The organism is Paenibacillus turpanensis, from assembly GCF_011421635.1.
GTDB lineage: Bacteria > Bacillota > Bacilli > Paenibacillales > YIM-B00363 > Paenibacillus_AK > Paenibacillus_AK turpanensis.
In genome coordinates, this window is the sequence record NZ_WTLI01000017.1 from 117,076 (window position 1) to 129,854 (window position 12,779).

The 12,779-nt window shown below is 45.9% G+C and carries 10 protein-coding genes; all 10 read left to right on the forward strand.

From position 1 onward, the window contains the following. The first annotated feature begins 5 nt into the window (after positions 1 to 5). Positions 6 to 524: a hypothetical protein gene (locus GQS10_RS16335; protein ID WP_166244089.1), complete on the forward strand. Its 519-nt coding sequence runs from the start codon at positions 6 to 8 to the stop codon at positions 522 to 524. A gap of 81 nt (positions 525 to 605) precedes the next feature. Next, positions 606 to 1,028 carry a hypothetical protein gene (locus GQS10_RS16340; RefSeq protein WP_166244091.1) on the forward strand — a complete coding sequence of 141 codons (423 nt, stop codon included), beginning with the start codon at positions 606 to 608 and terminating at the stop codon, positions 1,026 to 1,028. A gap of 35 nt (positions 1,029 to 1,063) precedes the next feature. Continuing rightward, positions 1,064 to 1,612 (forward strand): hypothetical protein, encoded by a 549-nt coding sequence (locus tag GQS10_RS16345; RefSeq protein WP_166244093.1) that lies wholly within the window; start codon positions 1,064 to 1,066, stop codon positions 1,610 to 1,612. After that, complete coding sequence (locus GQS10_RS16350) at positions 1,599 to 2,579, forward strand: hypothetical protein (RefSeq protein WP_166244095.1); 981 nt, start codon at positions 1,599 to 1,601, stop codon at positions 2,577 to 2,579. The genes GQS10_RS16345 and GQS10_RS16350 overlap by 14 nt, the downstream gene beginning before the upstream one ends. A gap of 36 nt (positions 2,580 to 2,615) precedes the next feature. Further along, positions 2,616 to 3,329 carry a copper amine oxidase N-terminal domain-containing protein gene (locus GQS10_RS16355; RefSeq protein ID WP_166244097.1) on the forward strand — a complete coding sequence of 238 codons (714 nt, stop codon included), beginning with the start codon at positions 2,616 to 2,618 and terminating at the stop codon, positions 3,327 to 3,329. A gap of 5 nt (positions 3,330 to 3,334) precedes the next feature. After that, on the forward strand, positions 3,335 to 6,436 hold the full coding sequence (locus GQS10_RS16360) for a DUF5704 domain-containing protein (protein WP_424991796.1): 3,102 nt from the start codon (positions 3,335 to 3,337) through the stop codon (positions 6,434 to 6,436). A gap of 123 nt (positions 6,437 to 6,559) precedes the next feature. Continuing rightward, positions 6,560 to 7,651, forward strand: coding sequence for a hypothetical protein (locus GQS10_RS16365; RefSeq protein ID WP_166244101.1), 1,092 nt, complete (start codon positions 6,560 to 6,562; stop codon positions 7,649 to 7,651). Positions 7,652 to 7,773: 122 nt separating this feature from the next. Beyond that, positions 7,774 to 8,934: a glycoside hydrolase family protein gene (locus GQS10_RS23700; RefSeq protein WP_341805086.1), complete on the forward strand. Its 1,161-nt coding sequence runs from the start codon at positions 7,774 to 7,776 to the stop codon at positions 8,932 to 8,934. A gap of 53 nt (positions 8,935 to 8,987) precedes the next feature. Beyond that, positions 8,988 to 10,340 carry a hypothetical protein gene (locus tag GQS10_RS16375; RefSeq protein ID WP_166244105.1) on the forward strand — a complete coding sequence of 451 codons (1,353 nt, stop codon included), beginning with the start codon at positions 8,988 to 8,990 and terminating at the stop codon, positions 10,338 to 10,340. 187 nt (positions 10,341 to 10,527) lie between these two features. After that, positions 10,528 to 12,779 (forward strand): hypothetical protein (locus GQS10_RS16380; protein ID WP_166244107.1); only part of this gene is annotated, 2,252 nt, incomplete at its 3' end.

The following is a 12,779-nucleotide window of genomic DNA, read 5'->3' on the forward strand; positions in this document are numbered from 1 at the left end:
GGAAGATGGAGAACGTATCAACCGGTTTAAAATGGGCTATTGGAATTTTAATCACGCTGCTGATTGTAGCGGCTGGGGTGAGCGTGTACATGCTGTCAAGCGGGTATTTCAAGCGTGCTCAAACGGGCATCAGCGCGACGACCAAAAACTTAACGGATGTTGCGATGTACGATGCAGCTGTATTAACGGGTACGGATGTGTTGGACGCGGTTAACAAATTCAGAGAGCGTAAGCAGTTTACGGTTCGTATTCAAACCGGGGCTGTAAAAGCATTAAACCAAACCAATACGGCTGATTTAGTTGTGAATAATGGGGACTTACAGAATTGCTATGCGCCTCAATCCACAAGTGGTAACTTAGTTGATCCAGCAATTGCAGGATGTACCACCCAAGGTAAAACTATGTCCGATTTTCAAAATGTTACAAAGCCAGGATCTTATGTGAGCCCAAGTGCTACATTCTCCTCTAAAATTTATTACGACCAGAACGGTGACCCGCGGCTGATTGTTTTTACCCAGCAATAATCAATGATTTGGGGGCAGTCCGGATGTACGCTAGGGCTGCCCTGTTTTACCCACGATCACATAACGAACTGGAGCTTGGCCATGGATTCGGTGCGTAGTTTTTTAATGACACTTTTTGCTTGGATGCTGTTTGCCGTTTCGGGGTTCTCCTTCTTATCCAATGAGCTGTCGGCCCCGGTCTCCACGGTTCAGCCAAAGGAGGACAAGGTGATGCCTTGGCGTTACGAAGGGCTGCCTGATCTATCCCTGATATCGGGGGAACAGGCTCTCTCGCTTGTCTCTTATGCGTTGGCAGGCGATTTCAAGCTTCAAGTTGAAACGAGTACAGGCTACATCACCGTCGAAGCGGTAACCGGTTTATCTAACGTCGATTTTTTTAAAACAAATGAACGAGCCACGGAAATATCCAAAATTGATCTATCCGTTATTCCGGGGCAGAGCTATAAGATGTCCGTTTACCGGGACAAAGGCACGATAACCATGATACAGCTTAAACGGCCATGACCATGTTACGGCTTACATGTTAGGAGGGGTTTGCAATGGTGGATACGTTTAAGGCGTGGATAACCATTGTTCTCCTGATCTTTGCTTTGATTATATATCCCGCCTTGCGGACAGCGGAGCGCACGGAGGATCAAGCCAGACTTACGGCTCAAGCAGCGGCCCGCGAGTTTGTAGACCGGGTGAGGGCAAAGGGGTACATTGATGTTCGCGATTATTCCACATTAATGAAGGGGCTGGATAGCAGCGGTCTTGTTTTACAGGCGAATTTCGAGCACAGCAAGAAGCTGCTCATTCCCGTCTACGACGATGCCAATGATCCCTCTACATTCAAAAACACATTCAGCGTTGATTACCAAGGATACTTTACAAAGGACATCCTCGAGAAGCTGTTTCCTCCTGGTTCAAGCGCCCGGGACGACCACCCAAGCCGCCGATATAAGATGAACGTCGGGGATCTTTTCGTAACACGGATTGAATCGAAGGGTACGACCTTGGCATCAAGTATCCGTTCCTTCCTGTTCCGTACCAGCCACGTGCCGATCGTATTTCAGTACGGAGGGATGGTTAGGAATGAAGCCCCTTAGTGTACTTCTTATCTATCTCGTTGTCATGCTCCCGATCGTCATTGTACACGATACGCTTCAAGGTCGAGCGCAGCGTAATGAGCAGCTTGCGTATCAATATCAAGAGGGCTTTCAAACCGCGGTAGACGATGCGGGCGCATATTTGGCGATGCTGGAGGCTCAGCAGGTGAAAGGGGGCGTTCGCTACGGGAAAGAGAAGCAGTTTGCTGTCGGAAATGAAGTGTATGAAATATTAATCAGAAATATTGCTGCGCAATTTATGATTAGTCATGATGCAGCCGCCATTCAAAATCTAAAGATGCATATGCCTGCTACTGTATTAATTCGATACGACGGCTACATATTGGTTACCTTGGAGGATACTGCATCAGCCAGCGGTTCGCGTGAGCTCAAGCCTATCTTCTGGCCGATCCGTCCTTATTCCTACACAACTCCAGGCGGAAAGATCATATATTTTACATTGGATGATCAAATTACGGTCTACGATCCGGCGGGAAACCGTTTTTATCAAGGCCGATTTAAAGAACTAACAGCTTCTGGATTAAGCCTTAATCCGATCAGCGATTCCAATTTCTGGGAAGTCCAGCAGGAAGCAATCACGGCGACAATTGAAAAGGATATGGCTGCTGCGGTCAATCGACATATGGAGATGATCAAACGCATGGGGTTGTCGGTCCGATTCTCTCTGAATCAGAGTATGGCGGAACAGTCCATAGGAGGAATCGGAATCATTTCCCTACTTCAAGGTTATCCTCTACCGGGCGGCGACCGGCTTGAGGCGATTGCATTCGGAGGGGGAGGCGTGGCAGGGCGGAGAACTATGGTCGGCACGGAGCATAACAGCAATGGCAGATTAACTGCGTACCCGACAGGATGTACGGTGCCTCCCGGAGTTACAAAAGTCGAAGTCTTGTTCGATCCAATCGAAGCGGTGAAGAAGGGATATTTTATTGAGGAATGCGAGTAACAAGGCTAGTGACGAGTAGAGGGGAGAATTTGAGATATGAAAAAGTGGTTTATGCTGTTAACTGCAATAATGCTTATATGGACTGCGGTGCCTGCGCAAGCTGCACAAGAAATAAAAGTGACGGTTAACGATTCCCCTGTTATTTTTCCAGATGCCAAGCCGTTTCTTGATGAAAACGAACGTACGATGATTCCGGTTCGGTTCGTTTCGGAGAAGCTTGGAGCCATCGTCGACTGGGACGGAGAACAAGGTCTTGCCACAATCAGACTCGGTCTGGATACCATTCTTCTGACGCTGAATAATCCCACGATTACAATTAATGGGGAAGCGCATCAAATGGATACAATGCCAATATTCCATGAGACGCGGACATTCGTACCGCTTCGTTTTGTGTCGGAAGCGCTTGGAGCCAAGGTCGAGTGGGATGAGACTAGTTATACAGTGAATATCACAACTGATGAGTCGATTGCGCATGCAGACATAGAGGACCTTGAAGGCCAAGAAGGTATGGTGGAATTCTCAATCCATATCAATTATTTAAAGCCTGTAGAAAATCAATATAAGGAAGTAGAAATTTTCTTAAATAAAAAAGTTGGCGAGGAAATCACGAAAGAAGTCATGGATTTTGTTAAGGCTAATTCGGACTGGCGTAATGAAAAGCAAGAAATAAAATACATAGATTGGGACAGTAAAAAGATTCAAATTATTACGCAAGGTAATGATCCTTTAACTAGTATTCAGGCTTGGTGAAAAAAGTGAAGAGATTAACTCCACTGGTTATTATTATATTAATAGCTGTCACCTTATCTAATAACGCAAATGTTTTTGGAGATACGGCAGTAGGTGCGGCTAATAAGGAAATATTCGAAAAATACGGTTATTCGAACTATTACGACATTGAAAAAGTAAATGCAGAGGTTTGGAAAACGAAAAATAGATTAGTGTACGGCAGTCCCCATGGAACGTACAAGCAAAATGAATATAGGTACCTTGGTTACACAAACAAGGGCGAAGAATACCCGAATAATGATTATCCTTATGATGATGCTCCCAATCCAGGCAGTTTTTTTAACAATTATACTTGGGTTGCAGATCCATGGAAAAATGAAACGGTTAAATCAGTGTATCCGAACGTTAAAAAAACCGTATTTGATGATTACCGTAGTCATTTTCGTGCCAATTTTATCGAGGGTATGAAGCGGGAACATGGAGCTCATTTCAAAGAGGACGTCTATGTGCCTTGGGAAAATTATTACCACATAGTTGTGCCTTCCACGAAGCATACATGGGGGGTAGCCCGAATGTGGCATATTCGAAACTCTAAACTATGGTATATCGATGTGGGGCTGGCTCCAGATGTTCTTCTTAACCCTGACTCGGAAACCTTCGTTTCAACGCCGGAAGGCGATGCAGTTCTTAAGGCGATGGATAGGGGAGCGGAAAAGTACGATGTGTCGCTTGGTATTCCATCGAGTGAGGAGCTCTATGCGAATGTGACCAATGCGAAGCAGTATATGCATGAATTTGGATACCAATCGGTGAGTGGATACCGTACTTACTATATCACGGTAAGCAAGCAATATAGGTCTTATTGGTATGTACAGGTACCGGACTATTGTACGCGGACCGTTAGTGATGGGAAGGGGGGCAGCCATAGTGAAACGTATAGGTGTGGATCGCATACCGAAACGAGATATGGCAGCTACTCTACATTTACACGAACCTATCCAGTGATGCGTCCATACAAATACTATCAAATTAATCGTTTCGGACTTTATAAGCTTGATCATGCAGACATACAGAATGGCGCTCTGCCTGGTGGTACCGTACGTCTTGATCCAAACGGATATTCACCGCCATCAGCAGATGTATGGCACAGTCCGGATCCAGATGATCATTATAAAGAGGCTCCGGTTACTAGTTATTCGGTTGATCTTGGCCGAGATAGTGTTCATAGAGACAGCTGGGGAAGTACCAATTTTTATTCCGGATTTTCCTCGGCAGCTGAGGCACAGGTTGGGAAGGTTCAGGTGCGAAACGATCGTTTGATCTTAAATCATCTGGGGACGTCAACGGTTGTCATGAACGATGGCTATAGAGATGAACAGGCACCTACCCCGTCTCCATTCCCGGATGCCCCCAAAGTGGGGGCGGATATGCTATATGAAACGAATCTGAGAATTCCGGATATAACTCCGAATAAAGATGCCTATGAATCCACTGGAAGTATATCATACACGATGGTCTCTAGTGTGGGATCACCGAGTTCAAGTGTCGAGGTTCCGATACATCCCAATTCAGTGACTGTACATACTCCTGTCGTGAACTATATGAAGATTCCGCACGACAACAGACGCTTCGACCAGCGGAAGGAGCCGGATCTATCACGGCCCCCACTTATCTTAAGCCGTACATTCTCCGTTGAAATTCCAGAAGAGGGGAAGCACCGGGAAATATTAGGCTATCATACACGCAATTACGGAGCTTATATTCGGGATCGTGGGCCAAACCTTGGGGATAAAGGGAAATATGTATTATTTCCTTTTGATGTTACGAATGAAGATCAATCAATCTACTATCCCGCTAATAAGTGGATTGAATTTCCGAAGGGCCAGACCTCTGTCACCTATCGACTGCCTGAATGGGTTGATGAGGGCAATTATACGGTAAGGACGAAGGTGCTTGCGCTGAATGATAAGACCACCTCGCCGGATGCCCCGGAAACGGCATGTCAGAAGGAAGCAAATTTAGAATTAGCCAACACTTGTGCCGTTAATGATATTGAAGTTGGAGTCGTGGGTAGGATGTACGGCTTCCAAGTTTCGGATATTGGTGACCCTAGATATAAGGAAGTATTTCGTACGGCGGAAGGCGCTTTATCAGGAAATCGGTATGTAACCGGCCCTCTAGATCAGAATGCGTTGGAGACAAGTTATAAGGATAAACCGATTTGGTTTTTGCCGGTACGACAAGGCTCCCATCCAACTCAGAAACGAACGGTTGTCCATTCCGGTTATTCCTTTGATTTCCAAGTTACGACGATCGGTAATTATTATAATCATGGTGAAGGTGTCGTGATTAAGCCTTCCTTCCGTTTTGTGAGTAAAAAGGGCGGGGCCTCGCAGGAAGTAGACCTGTACTACAATGCAACCGACGCTAATAAAATGGTCAAGGTTGGGTCGGAAGAGGATAAGCTGCTATATTTACGGACTTATAAGCTGTTTGACCCGATTCGAGGAATAACCGAGGAAGAGCTTAAAGGCGCCGGGGAGTACGAGTATAAGAGTATTGTCCCTAAGATTCCAGAACAAGCGACCCTCACAGAGCCGAATTTTATGGAATGGTTCCGCACTCGTCCGATAAATATCGCGAGAGGATACGGAGAGGAAATTTTAAGCTACAAGACCCGTACGTTAATTGGTCGAACGATCGGACCTGCGGCGACCGCAGTAGACCCTCTCGTTGTCAGACGAAGTGTTCAGCGCTGGTATGGCGAGTATCATGTACCTATCGCTCCCTATGTTCTTCCTAAAGGCACGGATATCGGCCAGCTTGCGATTAATCACGGTGGGTATTTGACTGGTAAAGAGCCGGAATTTCTGCGGGACGGTTATATTATAGTAAATTTTGAGCTGTATACCGTTCGTGAAATGAATGAGGAAAAGAAAATATTGGCTTACGATGCGCGGACGACGGATGAAATAGCAGCCGGAACCCACAGGGGAAATATGTGGGAAATCGAAGGATACATACCTCTAAAGGACACGGCTGGAGTTGAATATACGACATTCGGGGATATTATTCTTTATGATGTGGACTACTCGGCGACAAATGATGTACAGGGGTCCGGACAATAAATGAAGAGAAACAGCTGTGCTTAATGCATAGCTGTTTCTATATCATAGAGGTTTTCGAATAGGGTCAAAAGAAAGTACGATGTTCATAGGAATTGATTCAAGAGCTGACTAGGGGGATCACAAATGAAGCGAGTAGCATTCGTATTACTATGCTTGTGCTTGGCAGTACTCTCAGCTTGTAATGGCGAACCTCGCCAGACAGGAGAGACCACACCTATATCAACCCCCCAACAAGAGAGTGAGGTTGGGAATAAGGAATCCTACACTAACCCCGTTAACACTACAGATGAGGCGAAAGGGAAGAAGGGAGAGCAAACATCGGACTCGCTTATAGCCTGTGCGAATGAGCTGGAAAGGCTGGGTCAATACACTGCAGAAAAGGGAGACGCGGACTATCGCTCTGGCCGCCGTATATTTCCGCTGCTGCATTTTATACTCACCAAAAAATCGGTGGATGCAAAGGAAGCCGCAGATTATAACTTTGTCTTGGATAATCCGATATTTGTAACGAAACAGGAGGAGTACTCCAATTCTCTCGTTTTTTCTACAATTCATACGATTAGAACGGGGATTTTGCATGGTACCGCCGGTTTCCCAATGAATTCGGTGACCAGCTTTTATGAACCAATGGTGCTAGGAGAGGACTATGACTATAAAGAACAAGTGCCCGGTGTGCAGGTAACACCTGATCGTTTTGTCGAGCTAAACCGCGAAAGTTGGATCAGTGAGTTTGGAGATTCGTCGAAAGCTTGTGAGGATGTACTGAAATTACCGCCTGCTTCGACAGAGTATCCATGGTTTGATTATAACCATGCCGTGTACCCGTTTTCCAAAGAAATTGATTTTGTTGCCGGTGTTGAAGGGGTAGGAAACGGCTTGCATGAATTTAACCGTTATCCCGAAGCGGACAGCAGTAAAATACAAATTCCTCTCTTATTGTACTGCCCGAATTGCAGCGAGGTAGAGGAAGTGGCAATGCTGCAAGAACAGAAGAGGTTAAGTTTTAATAAAGACCCCTATTATGAGAAATGGCAGGATTGGCTGGGTAAGGAGTGGCACATGTATTTATCTGAGCCGATCGACTTTGATGATGATGCTGCCGTAAAGGCGGATTTTGACAAGCTTTATGCGGATCTCCCGCCCTTTGTTAATGAAAAAAGTTCTTTCATTGAAGTCACTTTGAAGGGTGATAAGGTTATGTTCTTTAACCAATAGGCGGATTAAATGGGAAGTACTAAGACAAAAGTCGTGTATTGAGGTGGAAAATAGACCGAACGGCAATGGGACGCAGAAGTGTAATAGAGTATAATATACCATAAATATNTGCAACAATTAGCATTGCTGTTCTCACAGAGAGACCTAAAACCTCCCAAGCAAGAAATGAAGGCACTGGCTTATCTGATGTAGTTTATTTCAACCAAGAAGATCCCCAATGGAAAAACATCATGTATTCCGATCACAACGATAAGAAGCAAACTATCGGTTCACAGGGCTGTGGTCCGACTTCTATGGCGATGATTGTATCGACTCTAACTGGAAATGAGGTTACCCCTGTTGAGTTATGTGAATATTCCACAGAAAATGGTTATCTCACTTATGATTCTGGAACAAAGTGGACGTTCTTTGCATCAGTTGCAAAAAAATATGATATTAATTGCAAGCAAACAGCATCATATACAGTCGCGAAGAAAGCACTTGAATCCGGTAAAATGGTTATTGCTTCAATGAAACCAGGGCGTTTTACTTCTGGGGGTCATTTTGTAGTGCTTTCTGGCACAGAGACTCGAGAAGGTCAGACTTGGTATACCGTTTATGATCCGAATATGGATAATAACCGCTACGGCTCAAACAGTAGTGAAATAGAACAAGGCCTGGAGGATGACGGAATAGTAAAAGCGGTAGACTCCGTTATAGAGTCTGAAGCGAAGCAATATTGGATTTTTGATGCACCAGCACCTGAACAACAAGCTCCATCTAATTCGAACGCTCGTCAGAAAGGCTTAAGTGAAGCTGCTGTTGAATTTCTTCATGGGTCTGAAGGTTTTAGTGGGTATGTATATAAGGACGTCGCAGGGTTGGATACGATCGGGTACGGACACCTGATCAAGCCTGGAGAGACATTTAATGAGCCTATATCAAAAGAAGAAGCCTTGGAGCTTTACAATAAAGATGTAGGGAAGTTTACAACTGCGGTTGATAATTTTGAGAAGGAGTACAACGTGAAACTTACGCAAAATCAATACGAAGCAATGGTCAGTTTTAGCTACAATTTAGGTGAGAATATTTGGAAGGAAAATACAACGATTAAGAGTCTAATTCTATCTGGAAATTATACGGAACAGGAGATAAAGGATGCATTCGGCTTGTTCTGCAAATACAGGGATCGCGAAACGCAAGAGTATGTCCGGTCTAGAGGGGTTTATAACAGACGGATAGATGAGGCGGAGCTTTTTCTATATGGAGATTATGAAAGAAGGACGGACCGGGCGCTCCCATGAAAAATATAATATGTATTGTTGCCCTGTTGTTATTTGTAGTGGGTTGCAGTCATTTGAAATCGGATCAGGATACTGACGCTAAGCCTGTTAAATATAAAAATGAATCATTGGTGGGTAGCTCAATTGATCATTCGAATGATCAAACGAAGGGGAGAAATGAGGTGTCACTTAACCAGGCGGATGTTGCACATCAAAGGGTGGAAACTAAACAGGAACCATTTTTTGGGAAATGGAATATATCCCAGTTGTTAGAGGCAAAAGTAACAGCGTTGTCTCAGGAGGATGTGGATCGAATTAATAATACACCTTTCGTTTTTAACACTCAGTATGCAGAGGTAAACGGGGTAAGACTAGAGAAACCGCGTTATCAGATCGTGATGACCACAGTTCAAGAACTAATCGATGGGGGAATTATACTCGGGGATTTAGGAATGGCGTTAGATGATCCCGTAATGGAGATCACAATAAAACGACAGGACAATGAGAAATGGGAATGGAACATATTAGAGTTTGGGGGTTCACTATATTATGCCCATTCGAAAATGTATCTATCATTGGCTGGGGCTCTTTTTGAATTAGAGAAAAGTAAGGAGGAAAACCTTGGAGCATTTACAGGAGGACATAGCCACGATTTCCTTGGTGTTTGGAAGATAAAAAGTTTTATTGAATTCGTCGGAAATGAACGTAGGAGTGATACAACGGACGAATGGCTCAAATCTCAGTTTGTTTTTTATACGAAATACTCCGAATTAGCAGGATTGGTTATAAAGCCCTTGGATTATCAGTTTTTATCTATAACTCTTGAAAAATTCAAGGAAATTAAACAAATTTCTGCTGATTTAAATGTAGATGGTAAACCATTGGTGAATCAGATTCTAATCCTTCCAAAAGATAAAGATGAGCTGAAAAGATTTGTTGAAATATATGGAGCTGAACCTGAATTTTACTTTATTCAGTCTAAGATGTTTCTGTTTTTCAATGAGAATTTTTTTGAACTAGAAAAGGTTGAGAATCATCAGGGGAATCGTGTGAATAAACATCTAATCCAAGAAGGTCAAACGTTTAATGGATTAACAGTTAAAAAGGTTGAAAGAAGCGATGAAGCGGTTACGGATATAACTTTCTCTGGAGAGGTGGATTTAACGGGTAGTTATCAGTGGAATTTAGAGTTGAATCAAATCATTTTTCAATTAGAAGAAAGGTCGTTGCAGCAATTGCCGGTTTTGGACCACATTCTTAATGAGAATTCCATACAATTACATTATTCGGATGAATTAGAGCAGAAGCTACCGCCACCTTCGGGTACAGCAACTATTCGAATTACGAATTATTCGATGGGAGAACGGGAAGTAACGATGTCTGCCGACGTAGTAAAAATACTTAAAGCCAAACGGGATGGCCTGTGACGTGCAAAACTACTTCTTACCTATATCTATGACCAAAGTCGTGTGCAAGTTATGGAAAATAGACCGAACGGCAATGGGACGTAGAAGTGTAATAGAGTATAATATACCATAAATATCCATTCATTCTTGGTGAAACAGCTATGCGAAGGGCATAGCTGTTTCTTTGTGAAGGGGCGAGATTGCTCATATGGCTAGGGGAGAGGTTATATTCAAGTCGGACCAGGTTGAGCGTCTACAGCGTAAGCTGGTTGATCTAAGCGACGATGTCAATTTGCTGCGGCTTCATATCCAGTCGCAGGTTAGCGAATGGAGCCGAGAGCTGCCGGTATGGGATCAGATCGAAGAGGTGCAGCGGCTAATTCAGGAGCTGACGTCAGACTCCGAAGGGTTCATTACCCGAATTGGAACGATAAAACACAATGTCGAACGCCTGCAGGAACAGCACCAACAAGAGGTGGCAGGGTTACAAACGTCCATTGCGATGCCGACGGGAGAGGGGACTGGCTCATCCGGTACAGGCACGAATATGGATTGGAAGCAGCGGCTAGAGCTGTACCGGACAGATGTCGAAGCGGCGAAAGCGGAGCTGCTGCGGGCCCGGGATGTATTCGAGCAGGAGCTGAAGGCCGGCAAAGATATGACGAGGCTGGAAGCAATTTTGCGCTGGATGAACCAGGTACGTGAGGCGGCCGGGATCGCGGAGGATGATGTGCGGTTCGGTACGAGTTTAACCTCCTCCTTAATGGTGGACAGCCTGAGTTATCATTGGACGGTAAGGCTGGAGATCTTTCGAACTGATCTGGCTGCGGCGCAGCGGGAGATCATGCGGGCAAAGCAGAAATACGCCGATGAGCTGGCTCGCGGGGCGACATCCGAGGAGCTGGCGGTTATAGCCAAGTGGGCGAATCAGGTACGGCAGGCAGCGGGCATCAGCATCTACGACCCGGAATACGGCAATCTTCAAGATCCGCGGGAGCTTGCGCAGAACGATCCGGTACTGCAGGAGAAGCTAAAGTGGTGGGACTCGCGATTTGCTCTAGACCCAGCAGGAATGGAAGAGGCGCATAAGAACGTAACGAATATGCCGAATGCACCCGCGTCAGCAACCAGCAAGCTGATCGATGCAAAGAATGCGGAGATCTACAAGGCGAAGCTCGATTATTATCAGGCGATTGTGAACATGGATGAGAAGGGGCAGCGCGACGCGCTGGAACGAATCCGGGAGGCGCAGCTGACGGGCGGAACGATTACGGATGAGCTTACTGAGCTGGACCGGGCGAATTTAGCGATCATCCAAGCGAAGAAGGACAAGTGGGCGGCGCTTGAGCGGGGGGACAGCCAAGCGGCACAGGAGGCGGTAAACCGTTCGATTGCCGCCCGCAAGAAGGGGGAAGGGAGTCCGTGGCTTGAAGGGGCGCTTATCAGCGCGGAAGAAAGTGCGCTGGACCGTTACCTTAGAAGCTTAGGGGAGCTGAGAAACCAGCTTCGCAAAGGCAGCGCAGCAAAGGCATATGAAAGCCTAAAGGAGCTCTATGAGCTGGATAAGGAGAAGGCGGTAGCTGCGCTAGAAGAGATGAACTTGACGCCGAAGGAGAGCAGCGAGCTGTTGCTGGAGGCATCGAAGCAGTGGTGGAAAGGCAAGGCTGAGCTAAGCGTCGAGGAACAGGAGAAGGCGGCAGAGCTGGGAGCGTTGCTGCGTGAGCGGTTCGGTGCCGTGTATACGCCGGAATCGGAGAGGCTGGTACAAGCCAATAAGCTGATGCTGGCGGCGAAACGGGATTATTGGGTCGCAGTCCTGCATATGGATACGCAGCATATGGAAGCGGCGAAGCAGGCGATGCGGCAGGCCGAGAGGGATGGGGCTTCCATTCCGAGCGGCACGACCAAGCTGGATGAGAAGAATCTGGAGCTGCTTAAGGAGAAGATTACGTATTATGAAAACATCGGTTCAGGCACAAGCTCCAAGGCCGAAGGTATTCGGGCGGAAGCAGAGGCCGCCGGTGCCCTGCCCTATGTTCTCGCCAATGACAATAAGGCGAATAACACCTATATGCTTCCAGTCAATGGTGCGCCGGGTTCGAGTACCAAGTCCGGAACGTCACAGCTTGACCGGTTGTTAAGCGAACTGTATGAGTTGAAGAAGGATAAGTGGAATAATGAAGAAACTTCAAGAAATCCTTCTGTACCGAGCAGCGTACAAGCGGAGGCGATCAAACACAAGCAAGAAATCGTACAAAAGGGAATCGAAATCCGCAAGCAGCTGTCCAATGTACTTGACCGGCTGGATGAGGAGGTCAAGGTAGCGGACAGCTGGGTTATTGATGAGAAGAATCAGCAGGTGCTGGATGCTGCAGAGAAGATCAAGCAGTATGAGCAGAGCGGAGATATTAAGGCTGGACAGCGTGAATATGATCTTGCATTAAAGCTGCTTAAAGAGGG